This window comes from Pseudarthrobacter siccitolerans, from assembly GCF_030823375.1.
Lineage (GTDB): Bacteria > Actinomycetota > Actinomycetes > Actinomycetales > Micrococcaceae > Arthrobacter > Arthrobacter siccitolerans_A.
Genome location: NZ_JAUSXB010000001.1, coordinates 2,797,091 through 2,820,228, shown reverse-complemented (window position 1 = coordinate 2,820,228; position 23,138 = coordinate 2,797,091). Strand labels below are relative to the sequence as shown.

Annotated in this window: 17 protein-coding genes and 1 pseudogene; 7 read left to right on the top strand and 11 right to left on the bottom strand. The window is 64.7% G+C overall.

Annotated features, from left to right (window positions below):
• Nucleotides 1-78: 78 nt before the first annotated feature.
• The 4 genes from QFZ36_RS13145 (at nucleotide 79) to QFZ36_RS13130 (ending at nucleotide 5,667) form a co-directional block, all read left to right on the top strand.
• The gene (locus tag QFZ36_RS13145; RefSeq protein ID WP_306637098.1) at nucleotides 79-1,536 is read left to right on the top strand and encodes an MFS transporter; all 1,458 of its coding nucleotides are present in this window, start codon (nucleotides 79-81) and stop codon (nucleotides 1,534-1,536) included.
• A 113-nt stretch (nucleotides 1,537-1,649) separates the two neighbouring features.
• Complete coding sequence (locus QFZ36_RS13140) at nucleotides 1,650-2,654, top strand: SDR family NAD(P)-dependent oxidoreductase (protein WP_306637095.1); 1,005 nt, start codon at nucleotides 1,650-1,652, stop codon at nucleotides 2,652-2,654.
• Nucleotides 2,655-2,720: 66 nt separating this feature from the next.
• A complete protein-coding gene (locus QFZ36_RS13135; RefSeq protein ID WP_306637092.1) occupies nucleotides 2,721-4,574 on the top strand; it encodes a flavin-containing monooxygenase in 1,854 nt (617 codons plus the stop codon).
• A 262-nt stretch (nucleotides 4,575-4,836) separates the two neighbouring features.
• On the top strand, nucleotides 4,837-5,667 hold the full coding sequence (locus tag QFZ36_RS13130) for an SMP-30/gluconolactonase/LRE family protein (protein ID WP_306637090.1): 831 nt from the start codon (nucleotides 4,837-4,839) through the stop codon (nucleotides 5,665-5,667).
• A gap of 211 nt (nucleotides 5,668-5,878) precedes the next feature.
• Here the strand turns inward: QFZ36_RS13130 and pyk are convergent.
• From pyk to QFZ36_RS13115, 3 genes and pseudogenes are all read right to left on the bottom strand, one after another.
• Nucleotides 5,879-7,097: pseudogene (gene pyk, locus QFZ36_RS13125) on the bottom strand (pyruvate kinase); the annotation flags it as partial.
• Between the two features lie 277 nt (nucleotides 7,098-7,374).
• Nucleotides 7,375-9,210, bottom strand: coding sequence for a beta-glucuronidase (gene uidA, locus QFZ36_RS13120; RefSeq protein WP_306637086.1), 1,836 nt, complete (start codon nucleotides 9,208-9,210; stop codon nucleotides 7,375-7,377).
• Nucleotides 9,211-9,273: 63 nt separating this feature from the next.
• Entirely contained in the window at nucleotides 9,274-9,843 is a 570-nt protein-coding gene (locus QFZ36_RS13115) for a hypothetical protein (protein WP_306637084.1), read from the bottom strand.
• Between the two features lie 296 nt (nucleotides 9,844-10,139).
• Between QFZ36_RS13115 and QFZ36_RS13110 the strand changes: the two genes are divergently transcribed.
• Nucleotides 10,140-10,787 carry a TetR/AcrR family transcriptional regulator gene (locus QFZ36_RS13110; protein ID WP_306637082.1) on the top strand — a complete coding sequence of 216 codons (648 nt, stop codon included), beginning with the start codon at nucleotides 10,140-10,142 and terminating at the stop codon, nucleotides 10,785-10,787.
• A gap of 116 nt (nucleotides 10,788-10,903) precedes the next feature.
• The gene (locus tag QFZ36_RS13105; RefSeq protein ID WP_306637078.1) at nucleotides 10,904-11,401 is read left to right on the top strand and encodes a hypothetical protein; all 498 of its coding nucleotides are present in this window, start codon (nucleotides 10,904-10,906) and stop codon (nucleotides 11,399-11,401) included.
• A gap of 343 nt (nucleotides 11,402-11,744) precedes the next feature.
• Here QFZ36_RS13105 and QFZ36_RS13100 read toward each other — a convergent pair whose 3' ends face one another.
• Together QFZ36_RS13100 and ilvD are read right to left on the bottom strand one after the other, a co-directional pair.
• Complete coding sequence (locus QFZ36_RS13100) at nucleotides 11,745-12,209, bottom strand: phage tail protein (protein WP_306637074.1); 465 nt, start codon at nucleotides 12,207-12,209, stop codon at nucleotides 11,745-11,747.
• A 116-nt stretch (nucleotides 12,210-12,325) separates the two neighbouring features.
• Nucleotides 12,326-14,191 carry a dihydroxy-acid dehydratase gene (ilvD, locus tag QFZ36_RS13095; RefSeq protein ID WP_306637072.1) on the bottom strand — a complete coding sequence of 622 codons (1,866 nt, stop codon included), beginning with the start codon at nucleotides 14,189-14,191 and terminating at the stop codon, nucleotides 12,326-12,328.
• 87 nt (nucleotides 14,192-14,278) lie between these two features.
• Here ilvD and QFZ36_RS13090 point away from each other — a divergent pair, with 87 nt between their 5' ends.
• The gene (locus QFZ36_RS13090) at nucleotides 14,279-15,118 is read left to right on the top strand and encodes a helix-turn-helix transcriptional regulator (RefSeq protein WP_306637069.1); all 840 of its coding nucleotides are present in this window, start codon (nucleotides 14,279-14,281) and stop codon (nucleotides 15,116-15,118) included.
• A 27-nt stretch (nucleotides 15,119-15,145) separates the two neighbouring features.
• On the opposite strand, the gene QFZ36_RS13085 is transcribed toward QFZ36_RS13090, so the two are convergent.
• The 6 genes from QFZ36_RS13085 to QFZ36_RS13060 all read right to left on the bottom strand — a co-directional run bounded on the left by QFZ36_RS13085 (nucleotide 15,146) and on the right by QFZ36_RS13060 (nucleotide 23,080).
• Entirely contained in the window at nucleotides 15,146-15,724 is a 579-nt protein-coding gene (locus tag QFZ36_RS13085; protein ID WP_306637067.1) for a hemerythrin domain-containing protein, read from the bottom strand.
• 114 nt (nucleotides 15,725-15,838) lie between these two features.
• Nucleotides 15,839-16,657 carry a nucleoside hydrolase gene (locus QFZ36_RS13080; protein ID WP_306637065.1) on the bottom strand — a complete coding sequence of 273 codons (819 nt, stop codon included), beginning with the start codon at nucleotides 16,655-16,657 and terminating at the stop codon, nucleotides 15,839-15,841.
• 14 nt (nucleotides 16,658-16,671) lie between these two features.
• Complete coding sequence (locus tag QFZ36_RS13075; protein ID WP_306637063.1) at nucleotides 16,672-18,966, bottom strand: family 78 glycoside hydrolase catalytic domain; 2,295 nt, start codon at nucleotides 18,964-18,966, stop codon at nucleotides 16,672-16,674.
• Nucleotides 18,967-19,032: 66 nt separating this feature from the next.
• The gene (locus QFZ36_RS13070) at nucleotides 19,033-20,043 is read right to left on the bottom strand and encodes an oligopeptide/dipeptide ABC transporter ATP-binding protein (RefSeq protein ID WP_306637061.1); all 1,011 of its coding nucleotides are present in this window, start codon (nucleotides 20,041-20,043) and stop codon (nucleotides 19,033-19,035) included.
• On the bottom strand, nucleotides 20,040-22,130 hold the full coding sequence (locus QFZ36_RS13065) for a dipeptide/oligopeptide/nickel ABC transporter permease/ATP-binding protein (protein WP_306637054.1): 2,091 nt from the start codon (nucleotides 22,128-22,130) through the stop codon (nucleotides 20,040-20,042). The genes QFZ36_RS13070 and QFZ36_RS13065 overlap by 4 nt, the downstream gene beginning before the upstream one ends.
• The gene (locus QFZ36_RS13060; RefSeq protein ID WP_306637052.1) at nucleotides 22,127-23,080 is read right to left on the bottom strand and encodes an ABC transporter permease; all 954 of its coding nucleotides are present in this window, start codon (nucleotides 23,078-23,080) and stop codon (nucleotides 22,127-22,129) included. The genes QFZ36_RS13065 and QFZ36_RS13060 overlap by 4 nt, the downstream gene beginning before the upstream one ends.
• Nucleotides 23,081-23,138 lie beyond the last annotated feature (58 nt).

Genomic DNA, 23,138 nt, shown 5'->3' with positions numbered 1-23,138 from the left:
GGTCCTAGTATAAAGTGCGAGACGCAGTATCACTAAAGAGTCTGCATCTCAGTTTCTTTCGTCACCTTAGGGAGCCCCATGGCCACAGCTACTATCGAGCCGCCCGCCGTCCGTAAGGCTGCACGGCCGAACCTTGTCATCGCTGTGCTGGCCTTCGCGGGGATGAGTGCTTCGTTCATGCAGACCATCCTCATTCCCATCCAGGCCAAGCTTCCTGAACTGCTCAACGCCAGCCGGGATGACACTGCCTGGGTCATCACGGTCACGCTTCTGGTGTCCGCCATCTGCACTCCTGTATCGGGAAAGCTCGGCGACATGTACGGCAAGCGCCGCGTCGCCGTCGTGCTGCTTTCCGTTCTCATCACCGGATCGGTCATTTCCGCGCTCTCCCCCACCGTCGTCCCGCTGATCATCGGCCGCGGCCTGCAGGGCACGGGAATGGGCGTGATCCCGTTGGGCATCTCGATCCTCCGGGACACCCTGCCAAAGGTGCGCCTCGGTTCGGCGATCGCACTGGTGAGCGCAACCCTCGGGGTCGGCGGGGCCCTGGGACTCCCGATCAGCGCACTGGTAACAGAACACTTCGACTGGCACATCCTCTTCTGGGTCGCAGCCTGTCTGGGAGCACTTGCCCTGAGCCTCTACCTTCTTGTCGTCCCTGCCGGCAATGGCAACCTTCATGGCCGCTTCGATCTCGTCGGTGCCATCGGACTCGCGATCGGCCTTGCCGGCTTGCTGCTGGCCGTGTCACGGGGCAACGAGTGGGGCTGGACCAGCGTGCCAACCCTTACGTGGCTGAGTGTCGGCGTCATCGGGCTCATCGCGTGGGGGTGGTACGAGCTGCGCCAAACCAACCCCCTTGTTGATCTGCGGGTCGGCGCCCGGGGGCCAGTCCTGATGACCAACCTCGCATCGATCGCTATGGGCTTCGCCCTGTTCTCCTCCAGCATTGTCTTCCCTCAATTGCTCCAGATGCCGGAGTCGACCGGCGGACTCGGCCTTACTCTGCTCAGCGCGAGCCTGATCCTCATGCCGTCCGGCCTTGCCATGCTCGCAATGTCCCCCGTTGCCGGCCGCCTCGAGCGCCGCGTCGGACCGAAACCACTGTTGGTCGCTGGGGCCGTCATCATCTCCGCCGCCTACCTCGCGGCCGTCCTGCTTGACCTGAACATGTGGCTGGTCCTCAGTATCAACACCGTCATCGGTGTCGGCATCGGCCTCGGTTACGCAGCCATGCCCACCCTCATCATGCAGGCAGTCCCCATCCATGAGACAGGCGCCGCAAACGGCCTGAACACCCTGATGCGTGGGCTCGGGACCAGTATCGCCGCAGCTGTGATCGCCGCAGTGATGGCGAACCCTGCCAACAAGACTGCAATGGGCTCGGTTCCCTCCGGGTCGGGCTTCGAACTCGCCCTTCTCTATGGGCTTGCCGCGGCCATCCTCTGCGCCGTCCTGGCCACCCTCATTCCAAGGCCTAAAGCCGTCCCCGAGGAGGAACCCGCTCTACCCGAAGACGTCCTCACGGCCCGGTAACTACAACAGATGAAGGAGACGGAATCTCCTACCCATGCCGGACGACCGGCAGCCCCCAAACTGTGAAGCTGAAGTAACAACAACACCCGCCTCCCGCAAAGGACACCATCACCATGAGCACATCAACACTCACCTCAAAAAACACCATTCAGGAATGGCTGGACCACAGTGTGGGCGGCCCTATCCTCCGGGGAGTACTTGCCCGTGGCGGACAAACGGAGGAAGAGCTGCGGCCGGCCCGCCAGCTCAGCCTCCGGGCCTTGGTGGAAATCGGACAAGGTAGGTTTCCCCAGGAACTCGTGGACATGCTCGTCAAAGAAGCGAACGACGGCGTGATCCCGGCTGAGGAGACCGAGGAAACTTCCGCTCCGACAGCGAACGCGCGGTTCTCCGGGAAAACCGTGATCGTCTCCGGGGCGGGTTCCGGCATTGGCCGCGCAACCGCACGCCGCATCATCAACGAGGGTGGCCGCGTTATCGCCGTCGACGTCGCATCCGACCGCCTCGACGATCTCGCCACCGCGTCTCCCGACGGGTCCGTTGTCACCGTACAGGCGGACATCACCTCCGCAGAAGGACGGGACGCGATCCTCACCGCCGTTGGTGGACGCGTGGACGGCCTGGCCAACGTCGCGGGAATCATGGACGGCATGACGCCGCTGCACGAGACTGAGGACGAACTCTGGCAGCGGGTTTTCGCCGTGAATGTCGACGGCACCTTCGCGCTCAGCCGCGCAGTCCTGCCTGCCATGCTCGCCCATGGCCGTGGCGCAATCGTCAACGTCGCCTCCGAAGCGTCCCTCCGCGGCAACGCCGCCGGGACCGCCTACACCGCCTCCAAGCACGCAGTCGTCGGCATCACCAAAAGCTCAGCATTCTTCTACGGACCCTCCGGCATCCGTACTAACGCCGTCGCCCCCGGCCCCACCGCGACCGGTATCGAAGGCAGGATGTCCTCCCCGTTCGCCCGGGAACGCCTGAGCCCGTTCATGGCGCTCATCCCGCCCGTTGTCGACGCCGACCAGATGGCCGCCTCCATAACCTGGCTCCTCAGTGACGACTCCGCGAACGTCAACGGCATCATCCTGGCTTCAGACGGCGGCTGGTCCGTCCAGTAACCGACGAACCGTCCCGTAAACAGCGACACCTTTCCAAACCTTTTATCTGCACAGGAACACGTCATTATGACTTTTGATCAGCGCCCGATTCCATCCGGTTCCCCCGAAAACATCCATGTGAAAGCTTTGCGTGCCAGATACCGCCACGAGCGTGATCGGCGCATCCACCCGGACGGCGCCAAGCAATATCGCCACGCTGCGGGCGAATTCGGCTACTACGCTAAAGACCCCTACACGCCGCGGACCGAACGCGAACCCAAAACAGACCGGGTCGAAGTGCTGGTCATCGGCGCAGGTTTCGGCGGCCTGCTCACCGCCGCCCGCCTCCGCGAACAGGGTGTGACCTCGGTTCGGCTGATGGACGAGGCTGGCGATGTCGGCGGCACCTGGTACTGGAACCGTTACCCCGGCATCCACTGCGACATCGAATCCTACGTCTACCTCCCGCTCCTTGAAGAGGTCGGCTACGTCCCGAAATGGCGCTACGCCCCCGGGGAGGAAATCCGCCAGCACGCCATCAACATTGCGAAGCGCTTCGACCTCTACCAGGACGTCCTCTTCCAGACCCGCGCCACCCGGCTCGACTGGGATGACGAGGCAAACGAATGGATTGTGGAAACCGACCGGAACGACCGCTTCCGCGCCCGGTTCGTGGCCACTTCTTCCGGAACCCTGACGCAGCCGAAACTCCCGGGAATCCCCGGCATCGAAACCTTCCGCGGCCACACCTTCCACACCAGCCGCTGGGACTACGCCTACACCGGCGGAACCCCCGACGGCAACCTGACAGGCCTCGCTGACAAACGAGTCGCCGTCGTGGGAACCGGGGCCACAGGCCTGCAGGTAGTCCCCCACGTGGGCGCCGACACACAGGAACTGATCGTCTTTCAACGCACCCCCTCCACCGTCGACGTTCGGGACAACCGTCCCACCGATCCGGAATGGGCCGCGAGCCTGAAGCCCGGGTGGCAGCGTGAACGGATGGAGAACTTCCTCGCCGTCCTCGCCGGCGAACCTGTCACTGAAAGCCTGGTCCAAGACGGCTGGACGGCCACCACCAACCTGCAGCGGAAAATACTCTCCGGCTCGGTGGACACCACGCTCCCGCCCGAGGAACGGGAACGGCTTGACGAGATCGACGACTTCCTAACGATGAACCGCCTACGCGCCCGGGTTGACGGGATCGTAGAGGATTCCGCAACGGCGGAAGCGCTCAAGCCCTGGTACCGCTACATGTGCAAACGCCCCGGTTTCAGCGACACCTACCTGCAAACCTTCAACCGCCCCAACGTCACGCTCGTCGACACCGCGGACACCGGCGGCATCACCCGGATGACCGAGACGTCTATCGTCGTTGGCGACACCGAATACGAGGTGGACTGCGTCATCTTCGCCACCGGATTCGAGGTCGGCATCTCCGGGGTCATGTCCGGCACCTTGCCGGTCACCGGCCGCGACGGACGAACTTTGCTCGAAGCCTGGTCCCGTGGCCCGCGCACGCTGCACGGGTTCTCCTCCCACGGCTTCCCCAACCTGTTCCACCTCAGCGGAATCCAGAACGCAAACTCGGTCAACTTTGCGCACATCCTCCTCGAACAGGCAGAACACATCGCAGCCGTGATCGGACGCGGCCGGGCCATCGGGGCACGCTTCATCGAACCCACCGCTGCCGCGGAGGACACCTGGGTGCGCACTGTACATGAGACTGCGATCGACAACCGAGCCTTCCAGGCCGAATGCACCCCCGGTTACTACAACGGCGAAGGAACCCGCTCCATCGCCGGCGCCTCCTACAGTCCCGGCCCCATTGCGTTCCACAGGCTCCTGCGCGAATGGCGGGCTGGAGACATGGCTGACCTCCTGTCCCTAGGACTGGATGAGGACCTGCTGCTCAGCAAAACGGCTGGTGCATCGCGATGAGCCGTTTCTCGCCTAAACCACGCGTTTTGGCCCTGGCGGCTGCCTTTCTCCTGAGCGTTACGCTCGCCGGCTGCGGCACAACTCACCCACCAACGGAAGCGGCGTCAAGCAAGGACAAGACCTTAGTTCAGGAAGCCGAACGCGTTATGCAGGTGACATCCGTGCACCAAACGACCGGAATGACCCTGCTCGAAGGACCCACCTTCGGGCCGGACGGCAACCTCTATCTCGTAGACGTCACAGCACCGCCAGTGCGGCCAAAGTGCTGCGCGTAGACACAGAAGGGAAGACTGCCAGCCCCATATATACGGACGACCGCAGTGCACTGACGTCAGCCCAGTTTAACCCGCAGAACGGACGCCTGTATGTCACAGACTTCCTCGGCGGGGCTGTTCGGAGCATGACCGCGAACGGCCAGGACGCGCAGGAAGTCTTCGCCGGTCCCGTTGACGGAACCCCCATGCAGCCCGATGACATCTCCTTCGACGCAGCAGGCAACCTCTTCATCGCTGACGCTGCGGGAGCGCGTGCACCATATTGGGACGCGTCGGGACGGATCATCCGGGTCGATGGTGCAACCGCCGAAGCCAAAGCCCTGGCTAGCGGCCTTGAATCGCCCAACGGCGTCGCCTTTTCTCCATCCAACAACGCAGTGTGGGTAAGCCTGAACACTGGCAACCGTGTCGACCACCTCACGCTGTCCAAAGACGGCAAGTCCATCGCCGCCGCCCACCCGGCCATCTACGCCTCCGTAGGACAAGCCCAAGTCGATTCCATCGCCGTCGACGCAGAAGGCAACCTATACGTCGGGCTCCACAACCGCCCCGAAATCCTAATCTACGACCCCAACGGTCAACTCCTCCAAACCATCACCCTTCCGGCGAAAGACACGGCAGGGCTCAGCTCCGCCACCAACGTCGCCATCAACCCGGCACCACCGAGGCCTACGCCACCGTCAGTGGAACCGATGGGGGTTTTCTCTACTCATTCAATGCTCTGGCAAAAGGGATACGACAGTCCAACGGCGGCTGACGATAACTCCGCACTGGCCGGCTCTGACTGGCAGGCGAAACCGAAAAGTGACCGTGTTTGAAATCGACCAGGACGTACTCATTGTCGGTGCCTCCGCGGCTGGGCTCGCAACAGCCGAGGCCTTGCGCCGCGGGGGACACCGCGGACGCCCGACCCTGCTCGACCGCCGAGTCGCGCGACCCCTATGACCGTCCACCGCTGTCCAAGCAGGTGCTTTCCCGTCAATGGGAACCCTCCAAAATAGCCCTCCGCTCTCGCGAGGCCCTCCAGTGGGCGCTCATTTCGTCGGTATGCCTGCCTCACCGGAGGGACGAGAATAGGCTGGATGCCCCAGGTCAGTGCCATCTGGTTCCAGACCTGCTCCACGGGAGTGAAGGCGAAGACCGCCTTGATCGGCCGCAGGCGCGAGAGCCGGCGGGCCGAGTCACCGGACTGGGTGAACGCACAGATGTACTTGGCGTCCAGCTGGTCGGCGATTTCGACGGCGGCACGGGTGATGGCGCCGCCACGGGTCCGGGGCTTGGTGCCCAGCGGGGGGACGCGGTCCAGGCCGTGGACCTCGGTGGACTCAATGATCCGGGCCATGGTCTTGACTGTCTCGATCGGGTACTTGCCCACGCTGGTTTCGCCGGAGAGCATCACTGCATCAGCACCGTCCAGGACGGCGTTGGCGCAGTCGGAAGCCTCTGCACGGGTGGGGCGCGGGTTATCGATCATGGACTCCAGAACCTGGGTGGCCACGATGACCGGCTTGGCCCAGCGGCGGGCCAATTCGATGGCGCGCTTCTGCACGATCGGCACTTCCTCCAGCGGAAGCTCAACGCCGAGGTCGCCACGGGCCACCATGATGGCGTCGAACGCGTCGATGATCTCTGGCAGCTGCTCAACGGCCTGCGGCTTTTCGATCTTGGCGATGACCGGCACGCGGCGGTCTTCCTCGTCCATAATCTCGTGCACGCGGGTGATGTCGGAGGCGTCACGAACGAAGGACAGGGCCACCAGGTCAACGCCGCGGCGCATGGCCCAGCGGAGGTCGTCCTCATCCTTTTCGCTCAGCGCCGGGACGTTCACGGCTACGCCGGGAAGGTTGATGCCCTTGTTGTTGGACACCATGCCGCCCACTGTCACCGTGGCCACCACCTTGACGTCGTCGACCTCAATCGCGCGCAGGGCCACCTTGCCGTCATCGATCAGCAGCGCGTCCCCTACCTTGACGTCCTCGGTGAGGGTCTTCAGGGTGGTGGAGCAGATCTCCTGGGTGCCGGGAACATCGTCTGTGGTGATGGTGAACGTGTCACCCACGGCGAGGGCGTGCGGGCCATCGACGAAGCGGCCCAGACGGATCTTGGGGCCCTGCAGGTCGGCCATGATGGCCACGGCCTTGCCGAGATCGGATGCCGCCTTGCGGACGTTCTCGTAGGTGTTGTCATGCACGGTGTAGTCGCCGTGGCTCATGTTCATGCGGGCAACGTCCACGCCGGCTTCCAGCACCGAGAAGGTGTTCCTGTAGCTGGCATGCTCACCCTCCCCGGCTTGGCAAGCATTACACCGTGGATGGGCTGACGCGTACGCGGCTGGCAATATCGTAGTTGGTGGTCTTGGTCGTTGCGGCCCCACCCATGCGGGTCACTCCTTATTCTCGGGTTGGAGTTGGACCTCTTCGCAAGACCACCTTGTCCCTGACTCGGCAGGAACCACCTCACCGTCCAGGTTCATGACATTCGGCGAAGTGGTTCCCGCGGCGCTGTGGTGTCCTCGCCAGCCGCCTCTATTCAGGGACAGCGCCGGTCAACGAAAGAGCCGGCTGAAGGATGCTTTTGGACTCCTGCTGTTCGCTGAGCCGCTTCCACCGGGTACGCAGCCAATGAGCTGCAGCCTTCGGTTCGCGGTCGCGCGTGAAGGCCCCCTTCCTGTTTCCTCCGACGCGGGTGATGCCGCTGGTAGTGGCGAAATCGGCCAGGTTCCAGACCTGCTCCCCTACTACTGCGTCAATGCCGTCAAACACCCTGCTGGTCATTTCAAGGAACTCGACCTGGTATTCTTCGCTCCACGGCTGCGACACCATCTGGTGCATGCCGGGGACGGAGTCAGTGCCGTACTCGGTGATGATGATCGGCTTGCCGTCCGTGGCCCAGTCGTTCAGTTCCTTGCGCCATGCCTTTTCTGCCATATCAAGATCACCGGCGAAGACATACCAGCCGTAGTAGCGGTTAAGCATGATCACGTCGGCAAACTGCGAGACTCTGCACTTGCCGTGGGTTGCGACCATCATGTTCACGAAGCCGACCGGGCGCGTCGGGTCCGCGGCGCGGGCCTCGGCAAACAGTGGCTCGAAATAGCGCTCCCCGGCTTCGGTCTCGGATTCCGGCTCGTTTGCAATGGACCAAAGGACCACGCTCGGATGGTTCTTGTCGCGGGCGATCATGTCCCGGATAACGGCGGTGTGGTTCGCCTGCGTTACAGCGTTGACCGTCTCGGGCGAGTACGTCGTGTAGCCCTGTGTTCCGAAGATGCCGCCGCCGATGTTCATGTTCAGTCCAACGGCTGGCGTCTCGTCGATGACCACAAGGCCGACGCTGTCTGCGTAGTCCATGAAGTCTTCGCTGTAGGGGTAATGGGACGTGCGCATCGAGTTCGCCCCCGACCACTCCAGGCATGCCACGTCGCGCATCATGAGGGCGTTGTTGTGCTGCTTGCCCACAATGGCGTGGTCCTCGTGCATGCCGTAGCCGGTGAAGTAAAACGGCTTGCCATTAATGAGGAATTCCGTTCCCCGCACTTCGACAGTCCGGATCCCAACCTTGACCACGTACTCGTCGACCACACTGTCCTCGAGAACAAGTTGCACCGTTAGCCGGTACAAATATCCGTCGCCAGGGCCCCACGGGTGGACTTCCGGAACGAAGAGGGTGGCTTCAGCCCCCTGCGCGCACGCCACTTCCTGGCCCTCCGCGTCGGCAAGCACGTGACGAACGGCCACACCGGCAGGCGCTTCAGTCAGGACAGTTACGATGCCGTTGTTTCCGTCGAGGTCGGTGATGACGGTGACGTCCTCGATCCGCTCCCGGGGGGTGGCGACCAGCCAGACGGAGCGGTGGATGCCGGAGTAGTTGTAAAAATCGTGGAAATATCGCTGTTGGCGGCCCTTCCAGTTGTCCTCAATCACGCCCGGCGGAATTGACTGGAACGACAGGGTGTTGTTGACGGCCACGGTCAGCCTGACTTCCTGCCCTGCCGAGACGTGATCAGTCAGGTCCAGCTCAAAGGGCAGGTAGCCTCCCTCATGGGAACCGACCTTTGTCTCGTCCACCCACACGGTTGCCCGGTGGGTTGCTGATTCCACGTAGAGGCTGATGTGCTGGCCGTCCCAGCCACGGGGAATGCGGACCATGGTGCTGTACCAAAGATCCCCGAAGAACTCGCGCTCTTTCGCCGTGGTGACCAGCTCGTTGAAGGACCCAGGAACCGCCATCTGGCGTGCTCCCGGCAGCACTCCGGCGAACCAAGCATCGGTGTAGCCGACTCCGTCGTGATCGATCTTGAAGTCCCACACTCCATCGAGGTTCTTGCGCTCTCGGGTTGTGGTGTCTTGGGGGCGTAGCATACGTGTACTTTCTGTGAAGGTGAAGGTGAAGGTGAAGGTGAAGGTGAGAAGGGAATGGCAGGGTCAGTCCGTACCCAGGCCCTTGTCCATGGACCGCTCCGTAGGCAGGAGCGGACCCACGGCATGATAGGGATCTGCGTGGGAAGAAACACCCTGGGTTTTGGTCACCAACGGCGGCACCGGCAGTTCGTCAGGACCTACCAAGCCGTCTGCGTTTTCATCGACCGCAGCCGCGAATGAGGGGGCGCCCTGCTTTTCCCGCAGGACGCGGACGCGCTCCTGCGCTTCGGGGAGCACCTTGTGTTCGAAGCGGGTGTAGGCAAACATCAGAACGACAATGGTGGCGAAAAGGGCTGCCGGCAGCTGCCCGAACAGGCCGCGGATCGCAGTCAGGGCAAAAGCCGGTTGCGTTGCGGCGTCACCCGCGTACCCGGCAGCGGTCATCACGATTCCAACGAACCAGGCGACCGCGGCCATGCCGACGTTATTGAAGATACCAATAGTGAAGTTTCCCGCCGCCGATAGTTCGGCGCCGGCCCAGGCCAGGAGTTTGCCGAACGGAAGCCTTTCAGGGTTGGCCAGCTTTGCAGCCTCTTTCTCCGAACGGAGAGGCTTGAGGGCCGGTTGCGTCATTGCGTTTGCTCCTAGTAGCAGGTCATGCGCGCCGGGCCGAAGAGAGACGTAGCCCAGTCTTGGTTCGGTTGAAGGGTCGAATGTATGAGAGACAGAGCACTTGTCGGGCCAGGGCCTGGTAGCTCAACCAGGAATATCGCTGGCGGCATACATTTTTTCTGTGCTGCCCATCACAAGCAGCGAAACTACAGTGACTTAACATTTTCGTTTAGTCAACCCTTGCACAGGACGGCTTCCGCCACCATCTCCCGCGGCCAATATGTCGCCTCACTGCATTTTGATGTAAATTGGTGGTTGTGAGCCAGGTAACCAACCGGGGCCCGTATGCCAAAACTGCGGCCAAAAGAGCCTCCATTGCACGCGCCGCCCTCGACGTCGTACTGGAAAGAGGGCATCGTGGACTAACAACTGCCGAGGTGGCAGAGCGCGCAGGCGTGAGTGAGCGAACGATGCTTTACAACTTTCCGTCCCGGGATCACCTGCTCGTCGCGGCGCTTGAGCTGGAGGAGAGCGAGGCGATGGAGTTTTGGCCCGAGGGCCGTACCGACACTCTCGAAGACGCCTTGTCCTCAATTCCGGGCTTTGTTGCTGCAAGGGGCGGTGCTCATCCGGAGATCATTAGGCTTTTCAGCTACCTGTCATCTGCTGCGCAGGACCCTGCCCATCCGGCGCACGCTTTCATGTTGAAGCACAACGAGAGGGCGATCTCTGGATTCTCCCGCCTGGTTCAGCGCTGGCAGGAAGCGGGGCTGGCCCGCCCCGACGTCGATCCACGGTCCGTGGGGCGCCAATTGCTCGCGGTATGGAGCGGTTTGCAGGGGCAGTGGCTCGTGGACCCGTCCTTCAACCTCGTTGATGAGGTTTCGGAAGCCTTCCGCCGCTTGAGTGGTCAACGCAGCATGGAGGCCAAGCAGAGGCTCGACGAGTTGATCTCCCAATTTTGACCGCCTGCGCGGAATCCCCGGCACGGTATTCCCGCGCCCACGGCCTGGTGGCGCGACAGTTCCGCGAGGTTTACCGCACTCCTCTGACCTCGGAATCACGCCCCTGGCAGGATTCCTTGTGGACAAGATCGGCCGCAAAACGATGTTCCTCATCGCGACGGGCGGCGCAGGTCTCACCATGGTGCCCTCCCTACCTGTGGTCAATCACGACCGGCAACTGGTCGCTGATCTTCCTGTTCGGCATCATCAACTACTCCCTCTTCTACTCAATGGTGAACGCGTCCTGGCCCTCGTTCTTCGCAGAGATGTTCCGCGGCCGCCTGCGCGTCTCCGGACTCGCCCTTGGGACCCAGATCGGCTTCGCCATCTCGGGCGTCATCGGCCCCGTTCTCTCAACAGCACTCGCTGGGCCCGATCTGAAGGATTGCGTTGGGCCGTCCATGGTTGCGCTCGGGTTCATGGTCCTGGCAGGAATCTCAGCCCTCACCGCCAAGGAAACCAAAAAGTACACGCTCAAGGAACTCGACGAGGTGCAGCAGAGTGAGCGGGAGACGGCCGTCCTCACGGCCGCGACCGTGTCCCCAAGCACGGCTGCGCACGGTCTCGCTGGTTAGCCTGGAATGCAGAAGTGAGGGGTAATCACCCCTGAGCTGATCGCGCACTAGCTGTACGGGTCAGGACGTTCGTTTCATAGTGAATAAGTGAAGACCTCTTAGTTTGGTGGCTACCACACAGCCAACGACTAAGAGGTCTTCCCGTCCCGCCCATAATGCCCGCCTGGCATAGGGGCCTCCACGTCCGGGGGGTGGAAGCGCGTAAGCCAGAGGTACACCCCAACATGACGTCAGCCAGCCCGCCCATCCAACGTCAGGATAGGGCCCCTCAGGCCCTATCGTACGCTCCCGTGTGAACCGTCAAGACCCTAACCTGACAACGTGCCGTAAAGGCGTCCCCGCCTCAGTACTGACCCTTAATCACAAAGTAGGAGCCGCGGATCACGCCGGCGAGCTTCGACTTCTGGCGCGCGAACTTGAAGCTGGACGCCAGTTCCTCGGGAATCTCCATGCCGTCGGAAAGCTTGAAACCAACCGCCCGTTTGCCACCTTCGTCGAGGCCGTACATCACGTTGATGGCCAGGCCTGACTCGTAGAACACGTACGCCATCCGCAACCCGTCCACTTCGAAGGAAGACACCTCAAGCGGCCTGGACGAGATGACGAGATCGCGCTCGGCGGAGAGGATGTGGTGCACATACTCGACCGTCGAGGGCGCTTCATGTGCAGGCGTGACAGTGAAATCGTGGTCGTACTTGTTCTTGTAATAGCGTGCCTCGTTGGCGCGCAGCCCCGCCAGCGCCTCGGCGACTGGTGACGATTCCAGGCCCACTGTGGACACAGTCTTGAAATCTACGGTGTACGGCATGCATCCTCCTGGGAATTTTCCTTCGCACATCCTCGCAGATGCACGCCACACCCTGCTGCCGGAAACGCGCCCGGTACCGAATAAGCCGGTGCCGGGCGCGTTGGCCCCAAAGGCGGCTAGCCGAGGTTCTCCACCAGTGAGACGTCGCGCACCGCGCCCTTGTCCGCAGACAGTGCCATGGCGGCGTAGGCCCGGAGTGCCGGCGAGACCAGGCGGTCCCGGTTCTTGGCCTTGTAACCGCCATTGGCTTCCAGTTTTTCACGGCGTTCGGCGAGGACCTCGTCGGAGACCTGCAGCTGGAGGCTGCGCGTCGTGATGTCGATGCTGATGATGTCGCCGTTCTCCACCAGGGCGATGGTGCCGCCGGAGGCAGCCTCCGGGGAGATGTGCCCGATCGACAGGCCGGAGGTGCCGCCGGAAAAGCGGCCGTCCGTGATGAGGGCGCACTTCTTGCCCAGGCCGCGCCCCTTGAGGAACGACGTCGGGTAGAGCATTTCCTGCATGCCCGGACCGCCGCGCGGGCCTTCGTAGCGGATGACCACTACGTCGCCTTCCTTGACGGCCTTGTTCAGGATCTTTTCCACGGCTTCGTCCTGGGACTCGCACACCACGGCCGGGCCCTCGAAGGTCCAGATGGACTCGTCCACGCCGGCGGTCTTCACCACGGCCCCGTCGATGGCCACGTTGCCGCGGAGCACGGCCAGTCCGCCGTCCTTGGAGTAGGCATGCTCCACAGAGCGGATGCAGCCTTCGGCGGCGTCGGTGTCGAGGGAGGTCCACTCGTTCGACTGGGAGAACGCGGTGGACGAGCGGACGCCGCCGGGAGCCGCGTGCCACAGGGCCTTGGCTTCTTCCGTGGCCTTGCCGCCGCGGATATCCCAGTCATCCAGCCAGCCGTCCAGGTCAGCGGAGTGCACGGAGTGGACATCCTTGTGCAGGAGGCCGCCGCGGTTCAGCTCGCCCAGCAGGGCGGGGATGCCGCCGGCGCGGTGCACGTCCTCCATGTAGTAGGTCTTGTCCTTGGCGACGTTCGGGGCCACCTTTGCCAGGCAGGGCACCTGGCGGGATTTTGCGTCCATCTCGGCCAGGCCATAGTCCACACCCGCCTCCTGGGCTGCGGCCAGCAGGTGCAGGATGGTGTTGGTGGAGCCGCCCATGGAGATGTCCAGGGCCATGGCGTTGTCGAAAGCCTTCGCGGTGGCGATGGAGCGGGGCAACACCGAGTCGTCGTCGCCGTCGTAATAGCGCTTCACCAGCTCGACGACGGTGGAACCGGCCTTCTCGTACAGCGCCTTGCGGGCGGTGTGGGTGGCCAGCACGGAGCCGTTGCCCGGCAGGGCCAGGCCGATCGCCTCGGCAAGGCAGTTCATGGAGTTGGCGGTGAACATGCCCGAGCAGGAACCGCAGGTGGGGCAGGCGTTTTCTTCGATGAGGTTGATGTCTTCATCGGAGATGGATTCGTCAACCGCGTCGGAGATCGCGTTCACCAGGTCCAGGGAGCGCACGGAGCCGTCGGTCAGGGTCACGCGGCCGGCCTCCATGGGGCCGCCGGAGACGAACACTACGGGGATGTTCAGGCGCAGCGCCGCCATGAGCATGCCCGGAGTGATCTTGTCGCAGTTGGAGATGCAGACCAGCGCGTCGGCGCAGTGTGCGTTGACCATGTACTCCACCGAGTCGGCGATCAGGTCGCGGGAAGGCAGCGAGTACAGCATGCCGCTGTGGCCCATGGCGATCCCGTCGTCCACGGCAATGGTGTTGAACTCGCGCGGTACAGCTCCGGCGGCGAGGATCGCGTCGGACACGATCCGGCCCACAGGGGCGAGGTGGGTATGCCCCGGGACGAATTCGGTAAAGGAGTTGGCGACGGCGATGATCGGCTTGCCGATGTCCGAGTTGGCGACGCCGGAGGCGCGCAGCAGTGCGCGGGCTCCGGCCATGTTGCGGCCGTGGGTGACAGTTCTGGAGCGGAGTGCAGGCATGCTACCGATCCTGCCCTGCCCGGCCAAAAGGCGGAAGACAGTGCTGATACTAGTAGTAGGAGTACCTGGGTACTAGTGTTAGATGCCGTGAAAGAGGCAGGCGACAAGCGCAAGGAACTGGGCCTGTTCCTGCGGGCACGCCGGGACCAGGCCCTGCGCTCCGAGTATGGTTTGCCGCCCGTCGCCCGCAGGCGTGAGCGGGGGCTGCGGCGGGAAGAGGTCGCGTTCCTTTCCGGGGTCAGCGTCACCTGGTACACGTGGCTGGAGCAGGGACGGGACATCAGGCCCTCCCGGGAAGTCCTGGAAGCCGTGGTCCGGACCCTGCACCTCTCGGAGACGGGGCGCTCCTATGTCCTGTCCCTCGCCGGCTATTCCTCGCCCATAACCGCAGGGCCCGTGGCTGCTGACGCCCCTCCCCACATCCAGCGGCTTCTCAATGCCCTCGGCCCCAACCCGGCCTTCGCGCTGGCACCGGACTGGAGCGTTACGGGCTGGAACAGGGCCTACGCCGCTCTGTATCCCAACATCGCCAACGTTGCCGCCCCGGAACGGAACCTGCTGTGGCTGGTCTTCACGGACCCCTACGTCCGGGAGCTGCTCCCCGACTGGGACGTCACCAGCAGGCGGTTCCTTGCCGAGTTCCGGGCCGAAGCAGGGCAGCGGCTCGGCGATCCGGACGTGGCGTACCAGGTGGAGCGGCTCAAGGAGACCAGCCCGGAGTTCAAGGAGGGCTGGGACCGGTACGACATCCTCGGTTTCGAATCCCGTGAACGGCTGTTCCACCACCCGGCGGTGGGCGTCCTCCGGCTGGAACACCACCAGGTGTCACCCTCGGACCGGCCCGACCTCCACATCGTGGTGTACACCCCCGCGCCGGACAGTGACGCCGCGGAGCAGATCCAGCGGCTCCTCTCAGCGGGCAGCTAACTACAACCAGCTGCCCAACCCCCGGCCCTACGAGTCTGTGTGCCTGCCGGTCAGTTTGTCCCGGATCCGGTCCACCATGCCAACGCCGGCGCCCAGGGTCTTGTGGAACAACTCCGAATGCGGTGCGCTCGGGTGTGGCCTCGTGGGCGCCAGCTTTTTCGCTTTCTCCACTTTTTCGCCGATGTCGACGAGTTTTTCGCGCGGGATGTGCAGGCGGAGCTTGGGAAACTGTTCGGTTTCCTCGTCATTGGCGTGATGCCTCAGTTTGTCTTCGAGCTCCTGGACCAGTTCCATAAAGGTCTGGTCGGAAGGCTCCACCTTTTCCAGCCGTTTCATCAGCTTGACGATCTCGTCGTGCTCCTTTTTGTCATGTTCAACTTCGTCCTTGCCGTTGGGCACGTGGTCCTCAATGGCGGGGTACACGTACATTTCCTCGGCGACGGCATGGCGCATCACCTCCGCGATCAGGGTGTCCGCCAGGTCCCTGCGCTGGCTGTCCTCGGACGCACCCTTAATCTGCCCGATCAGCGCAATCATGTCCTGGTGATCGCTGGTCAGGATGTCCACGACGTCCACGTTCGTTCCGGCGGAATTGGTATCACTCATGAGCTGGCCCTCCTCCTGGATCGCTCCCTGTAAGCGACGTAAGAGGGTCAAATTACCACGCGGAAACAAAGCGATCCAGAGGTGGAAATCCACCGTACCCGCTGAACGAACTGGCTAACTACCTTGCGCCACAAGCTGGCGCATCAGATCGTCCCACAGCGCGGCGCCGTCCACCTGGTTGTGAACTACTGTTCCCGGGGCAACCTGCCTGGCAAGCGCATCGACGCCTGGCAGAAACGCCACCAGAACGCTGTCACCAAGCGTCAACGTTGCGCCCAGCTGCACGAAGGGCGGAACGTCGAGCAGGCGCTCCGCCAGCCAGGAACCGACTGCCGACTCGGCTGCAAGCTCATTCTTCACTGCATGCACCGGAATGGTCATGCGCGAGTACTCCTCCGAGGGGATTCTCACAAGGGGCATCCCTGACGCCACGACCTCCCTTGCAGCTTCCAGGTCAGTGTCGGAGTTGTACTCTCCGCGGTCCGCTTCAGCCAGCGTTCCCCCCACCCACACCAGCATCGCCCTGCGAGCGAGTGGCGGGTCAAGCCGCAGCGCGGCAGCGATGTTAGTCAGTGGTCCTCCACAGAGAATTGTGGTCCGCTCGAAGCGTGAGGACTCCTCAGTGATGGCGCGTGCCGCCGGACTCACCTGCTCGGGCGTGATCCCGGTGGCCTCCGCACCCGTGATCACCCTTACACCGCTGATCCGCATTAACTCCAGGAGTTGCTCGGCAAGATCTGCGCCACGGCCGGCCGTGGTTGCAGGGTCTGCGCCGGCGGCTTCGGCCAGTCCCGGATCCAGAGGAGACGTCGTCACCAGGACGGTCATACCCGGGCCGGAACGCAAGAGGATATGTGCGAGGGACACGAGGCCGTCAGGATCGCCACCGAAGTCGTTATCCACCACGAGTAGCTCTCCGGCTGTATTAGCCACAGCTGCCACAGCGCCTACAACCCCGCCGGGACGGCGAGCGCGACAGCCGCGGTGAAGCTATGCGTGCCGCCGCCGACGGTGTGCTGCCCGCCGCCCGGAAGGACGACGTCGGCCTCCACTCCCCCAGGTACCGTCACCTCGAGGTGGAACTCACCGTCGTCGTGCTTCCATTCCACGCGGATGGTTCCGTGCGGCGTTTTCAGGGACGTCCTGGCCCAGTCGATGCCTTCGCCCGGGACCGGCGCAATCCGGACCTTGCTGTACCCCGGGGCGAGCGGGCTGATGCCGCCGATTCCCTTGTGCATCCAGTCGGCCACGGCGCCCAGCGCGTAGTGGTTGAAGCTGGTCATCTCGCCCGGGTTGATGGTGCCGTCCGGAAGCATGGAGTCCCAGCGCTCCCACACGGTGGTGGCGCCCATGGTCACCGGGTACAGCCACGACGGGCAGCCCTGTTCCAGCAGCAGCCTGTACGCCTCCGCGCTGTGGCCGGTGTCCGTCAGCGCGCCGGTGATGAAGGGGGTGCCGGCGAAACCGGTGGACACGCGGTAGTTGTTCTTCCGGACCAGCTCGGCGAGACGTTCCCCGGCGAAGTCAACATGCTCGGCGCCGGGAAGGATGCCGAAGGCAATCGCCAGCGCGTAGACGGTGGTGCAGTCGCTATGGATGGTGCCGTCGGCGGCAACATAGTGCTCCAGGAACGAGGCCTGGACCCGTGCCGCCAGCTGCTCGAAGTACTCGGCGTCCTCCTGGTGTCCCAGCAGCCGCGCGGTTTTGGCGGTAATGGAGGCGGTGCGGTACATGCACGTGGTGGCCACCACGCCGGTGTCCGCCTTCGCATCCCACGGCTTGTCCGGATCGGCATCCGGGTCCAGCCAGTCACCGAACTGGAAGCCCTGGTCCCAAAGACCGGTGGGAGACAGCAGGCCTTCCACCCGTCGGGTATGAGAAGTCATCGATTCATACTGGTTCTTCAGCACGGTGTCATCACCGTAGGCCTCCCACAGCGCCCACGGCACCCAGACGGACGCTTCGCTCCAGAGCGCTGACGATTCCGGTGACGGGAACTCGGCCGGCTGCGGGCAATACTTGAGGGCGTCAGGGACGGTGATGGGAACCAGGCCGTCGGCTGCTTTCTGCTCGGCAGCCAGGTCCAGGAGCCAGTCCTGCAGGAAGCCCTTGACGTCGTAGAGGAACGCCGCGGTGGGCGCGAAAACGCCGATGTCGCCGGTCCAGCCGAGCCGCTCATCACGCTGGGGGCAGTCCGTGGGCAGGTCCAGGAAGTTGCCCCGGAGGCCCCAGACGGTGTTGCGGTGCAACTGGTTTACGAGTTCGTTGGAGCACTCGAAGGTGCCGGTGCGCTCCAGTTCGGAGTGGACCACCACCGCCTCCAGCGAGTCCCCGGTCAGCGTGCCGGGCCAGCCGGAAACCTCGGCGTAGCGGAAGCCGTGGAACGTCTTGGTGGGCTCAAAGAAGTCCTCGCCGCCGGAGAGGATAAACGTGTCCGTGGCCTTGGCGGAGCGGAGCGGGCGGACGCCCAGCTCGCCGTCCTCCAGCACTTCGGCGTGGCGGACCGTGATGGCATGCCCGGCCTCGCCCTGGACGGTGAACCGAAGCCAGCCCACCAGGTTCTGGCCGAAGTCCACGAGGGTCTTGCCGCTGGGCGAGGTGAAGACTTGCTGGGGTTTGACGACGTCGGTGCGCACCACGGGCGGGCCCACCGGCTCGGCCAGCCGGTCGACGTCGAACTCGAGCGTGTGCACGCCGGCCCACCCGGCAGACGTACCGGCGTCGAAGTCCGGCTCGGCCCAGCCGCGCTGGTTCCGGCGCGCGTCAATGGTCTGGCCGTCGTAGAGGTCGTTGGCAGTGGTAGCCGACGGGCCGGAGTGCCAGGAGGAATCCGAGGCCACGGACTGGACATATCCGTCTTCGAACTCAACATCCAGCTGCCCGAAGAAGCCCAGCTTGTCGCCGTACAGCCCGGACATGCCGTGCCAGGCGAGGCGCCCGCGGTACCAGCCGTTGCCCAGGGACACTCCGATGACCGTGGCCGGCTGCACCAGCGCCGTGACGTCGTAGCTGCGGTAGCGGAGCCGCCACTCGTACGAGCTCCAGCCCGGGCTCAGCACGTCCTCGCCTACCGGTACCCCGTTGATCAGGGCCTCGTAAACGCCGTAGGCCGTGGCCCGCAGCGTCGCCTTGGTAACGGCGCCATGTCCCTTCGCCAGCTGGAACTCCTTGCGCAGAAGCGGGGCGCCGTCGAAGTCTTCATTGGGGGTGATCATGGCTGCTTGCCAGGGTGCCGTTGGCATGTGGTGGTGTTCCGTTCTGCTGGCCGCCACGGGGTGGCGGAAGGAAAGTTGCTTAAGGAAAGGTGGTCAGGAGGCGTAGTGGCAGGCGACGTCGGAACCGCCCACTGTGCGAAGGGCCGGGCGTTCGGCGGCGCAGAGATCCGTCGCCAACGGGCAGCGCAGCCGGAAGGGGCAGCCGCCGGGCTCGGGCACGGCGGCCGCGCCCGTGCGTACGCCGAGCGACTCGCGGGCCTGCCGGCGCGCGGCCTGCTCCGCGGGGCGCGGCACGGGTGACGCGGCCACGAGGGCCTGGGTAAACGGATGCTTGGGGTTCTCGGTGACCGCGGCGGCGGGTCCGCTTTCCATTACCTGCCCACGATAAAGGACCACCACGCGCTGGGCCAGGAACTGGACCACCGCGATGTCGTGGGCGATGAACAGGTAGCCCAGGCCGCGCTCGTCCCGCAGGTCGGCCAGGAGGTTCAGGACCTGGGCCTGCGTTGAGAGGTCCAGTGCGCTCACGGCTTCGTCGCAGACCACCAGGTTGGGGTCGCAGATGAGGGCGCGGGCAACCGAGATGCGCTGGCGCTGGCCGCCGGAGAACTGGCTGGGGTACCGGTCAACGGCTTCCCGCGGCAGGCCCACGCGTTCCAGCATGTCCTCGGCGCGCTGCCGGGCCTCGGCCGCGTTCACGCCGCGGAGCCGGAGCGGTTCTGCCAGCGAGGAGCCCACGGTGTTGCGGGGGTTCAGCGAGGAGTTGGGGTCCTGGAAAACGGCCCGCAGTTCCCCGCCCAACGCCCTGCGCTGCGATGCGCCGGCCGAGGTGATGTCCTTGCCCTGGTAGGTGATGGACCCGCCGGAGACCTTCTGCAGGCCCAGGATCGCCTTGCCGATGGTCGACTTGCCGGAACCGGACTCCCCTACCAGGCCCACGGTTTCCCCGGGGGCAATGCTGAAGCTGACACCGTCGACGGCGGCGGGTGCGGCGACTGCCTTGCGGCCACGTCCGTACCGGACCACCAGGTCCTTGACTTCCAGCAGAGGCTGGGCGGCAGCGGGCAGCGGTGCTTCCGGGCGGACCGAGGTTGCGGTGCTCATGCTGGATCCTTTTCAACAGTTCGGGTTGCAACAGCCGGGGCTTCGGACAGGTTCAGAATGTGGTGGCTGGGTATGTCGGTGGCCACCCAGTCCAGGCCTTCGACGGCGAGTTCGTCCGCTTTGACGCAGCGCACCACGCCGTCGCCGGTACCGGAGGGAAGCAGCGGGATGGGCACGAGGCAGGCGGACCCGGCGAACTGGCAGCGTGCGGCGAACCGGCAGGTGCTGGGCCAGTCCTTGGGCTGGGGAACCTGGCCGCTGATGGTGGCGAGGCGCTCCGGCATGTCCGCAGCATGGTTGGCGTGCGGATCCGCTGCCAGCAGGGCCAGGGTGTAGGGGTGGCGCGGGTTGTCCAGGATGCTGTCCGTCCGGCCGTTCTCCACTACTTCGCCGGCGTACATCACGGCCACCTGGTCGCAGAGGTCGGCCACCACGCCAAGGTCGTGGGTGACCATCACTACGGACATTCCGGTGTCCTTCACCAGGCTGCGCAGCAGGGAAAGGATCTCGGCCTGGACGGTGACGTCCAGCGCGGTGGTGGGTTCGTCTGCCACCAGGAGGCGGGGTCGGCCGGCGAGTGCCAGGGCGATGGCCACGCGCTGGGCCATGCCGCCGCTGATCTGGTGGGGGTAGGTTTTCAGGATGCGCGCGGCGTCCACGATGCCCACTTTTTCCAGCAGGCCGAGGGCTTCGGCCTTTGTTTCGGCCCTGCCCGTCCCGCGGAGCCGCCGGATGGTGGCCGTGAGCTGGTAACCCACGGTGAACATGGGGTCCAGTGCCCGCATGGGTTCCTGCGAGATGAGGGCGATCCCGCGTCCGCGGATGCCTTCCATGTCCTTGTCCGTGGCCGCAGCCAGGTTCTTGCCGTTCCAGTGGATCTGGCCGCCGGTCACGGACACTCCGGAGGGCAGCAGACCCAGGAGGGACAGCGCGGTCATGGTCTTGCCGCAGCCGGATTCGCCCACCAGGCCCAGGACGGTGCCGGGTTCGACGTCGAAGGAAACGTCCGTGACCAGGCGGACCCCCTTGCCCGCACCAACAGAGTCCACCCCAACGGAGAGGTTGCGGACGCTCAGTGTGTCCTGCGCGGCGTCCTTGGGAGCCTGCGCGGCCGCGGCGATTGCGGCGACGGCTTTCGCCCGCTGCCGCCGGGCTGCGGCGGAGGGCAGGTGTGAGGCGGTGGCATTCGGTGACTTGCCGAGGGCGTTGCCGATGGCATTGGCGGCCAGGACTGTCAGGGCCAGTACAGCACCGGTGGGAACCATCAGCCAGGGGGCGTCGTAGACGTGCTGCGAGGCGCCCTGGATCATGCCGCCCCAGCTGGGCTGCGGGATCGGCGGGCCGAAGCCGATGAACGCCAAACCGGCCTGGATGAGCATGCCGACGGCGAAGATCAGGGCCGCCTGGACCACGATCGTGTTGGTCAGGCCGGGCAGCACATGGCGGAAGCTGATGCCGGCCGTGCCCATGCCGTCCACCTTGGCGGCGTCCACGTAGAGCTGGGACTGCAGGGACTTCGCCTGGCCCAGCATCACGCGGTAGATGCCCGCAGAGATCAGCACGCCCAGGATCCCCATGATCATCGGGATGTTGGTTCCCACGGCACCGATCACGGCCAGGATGATCACCGTGCCGGGCAGGGACATCACGATTTCGGTGGCGCGGCTGATGACGTTTTCCACGCGTTCACCGCCGGCTGCTGCCAGCATGGCCAGGAGGGTTCCGAGGCCGACGGCGACAATCACCGTGATCATGGACGTCCCCAGGGTGCCGGCTGCCGAGGCGAAGATGCGGCTCAGGAGGTCCCGGCCCAGTTCGTCGGTGCCGAGCCAGTGTGCGGAGGTGGGTCCGGACAGGACGGCGGTGAAGTCCTGGTCCTCTGTCTTGAAGGGCAGCCACAGCGGTGCGGTGAGCGAGGCAACCACAAGCGCGGCCAGCCAAATCACGCCGGCGATGCTCGCCGGTGAGGCGAACAGCTTGCTGCCGGAGAATTTCTTTGCGGCACTTTGGCGCGGGGCCCTGGGAAGGACGGCAGCCGCCGTCGGCTCCGCGGAGTCTGCAGGTGCGGGGGCAACGTTGGGGATCATGAGGCACGCAACTTCGGGTCGAGGAACTTGGTGGCGAGTTCCAGCACCAGGTTCACGGCGACCACCACCACCGTGGCGATCACCACCACGCCCTGGACGGACGGGGCGTCATGGGTGCTGACGGAGTTCTGGACGGCCTGGCCCAGGCCCGGCATGGCGAACAGTTGCTCGGCGATGACGGAGCCGCCGAAAAGCTGGATGAACTGCAGTGCGATGGCGGCCACGATGGGGAGGCTGGCGTAACGCAGGGCGTGGACGTAGAGGATTTTCCAGGTGGGGGTGGCGGTGGCCCGGAGGGTTCGGATGTGTTCCTGCTGGAGCGCCTCGAGCATGGAAGCCCTGGTCTGGCGGGCGATGAACGCCCCGCCGCCCACGGCCAGGGTGATCACCGGCAGCGCCAGGGACAGTGCCCAGTCCTGCGGGGAAACCTCGAAGGGAACGTAGCCGGTGGCCGGGAAGACGGAGGACTGGACGGCCAGCAGGTAGACGAAGATGATGCCGATCCAGAAGGCCGGCAGGGCCACGGCCATGCCGGCGACGCCGCCGATGATGCGGTCCACGATGCCGCCCCGGACCGCGGCGGTCACGCCCAGCGCGATGCCGAGGATCCCGCTGAGAAAAGTGGCTCCGGCGGCAAGGGAGGCGGTGACGGGAAGCCTGCTGGCCAGGTCCGCGCTGACGGACCGGCCGTCGATCAGTGAAATACCGAGGTCACCCTGGACTGCTGAGCCGAGCCAGGTGAAGAACTGGACCACTAGGGGATCCGACCAGCCAAGGCGCCGGTTGACTTCGTCGATGGCTTCCTGGGAGGCGCCGGCCCCGAGGGACACGGCGCCCGGGCTGCCGGGCATTGCGTGCACCAGCATGAATGCCAGCACTGCAACCACCAGCACGGTGGCCAGCGCCATCAGCAGGCGCTTGGTGATGAATAGTGCCATGGTGACCTCCATCGGTCAGGCCCTTGCCGAACGGCCCCTCCCGTTCGGCGAGGAGGGACCGCCCGGCAGG

Excerpts from the sequence above, each read along its gene's own strand:
- QFZ36_RS13145 (WP_306637098.1), top strand. The coding sequence starts at position 79 with ATGGCCACAGCTACTATCGAGCCGCCCGCCGTCCGTAAGGCTGCACGG.
- QFZ36_RS13140 (WP_306637095.1), top strand. The coding sequence starts at position 1,650 with ATGAGCACATCAACACTCACCTCAAAAAACACCATTCAGGAATGGCTG.
- QFZ36_RS13135 (WP_306637092.1), top strand. The coding sequence starts at position 2,721 with ATGACTTTTGATCAGCGCCCGATTCCATCCGGTTCCCCCGAAAACATC.
- uidA (WP_306637086.1), bottom strand. The coding sequence starts at position 9,210 with ATGCTACGCCCCCAAGACACCACAACCCGAGAGCGCAAGAACCTCGAT.
- QFZ36_RS13115 (WP_306637084.1), bottom strand. The coding sequence starts at position 9,843 with ATGACGCAACCGGCCCTCAAGCCTCTCCGTTCGGAGAAAGAGGCTGCA.
- QFZ36_RS13100 (WP_306637074.1), bottom strand. The coding sequence starts at position 12,209 with ATGCCGTACACCGTAGATTTCAAGACTGTGTCCACAGTGGGCCTGGAA.
- ilvD (WP_306637072.1), bottom strand. The coding sequence starts at position 14,191 with ATGCCTGCACTCCGCTCCAGAACTGTCACCCACGGCCGCAACATGGCC.
- QFZ36_RS13085 (WP_306637067.1), bottom strand. The coding sequence starts at position 15,724 with ATGAGTGATACCAATTCCGCCGGAACGAACGTGGACGTCGTGGACATC.
- QFZ36_RS13075 (WP_306637063.1), bottom strand. The coding sequence starts at position 18,966 with ATGCCAACGGCACCCTGGCAAGCAGCCATGATCACCCCCAATGAAGAC.
- QFZ36_RS13070 (WP_306637061.1), bottom strand. The coding sequence starts at position 20,043 with ATGAGCACCGCAACCTCGGTCCGCCCGGAAGCACCGCTGCCCGCTGCC.
- QFZ36_RS13065 (WP_306637054.1), bottom strand. The coding sequence starts at position 22,130 with ATGATCCCCAACGTTGCCCCCGCACCTGCAGACTCCGCGGAGCCGACG.
- QFZ36_RS13060 (WP_306637052.1), bottom strand. The coding sequence starts at position 23,080 with ATGGAGGTCACCATGGCACTATTCATCACCAAGCGCCTGCTGATGGCG.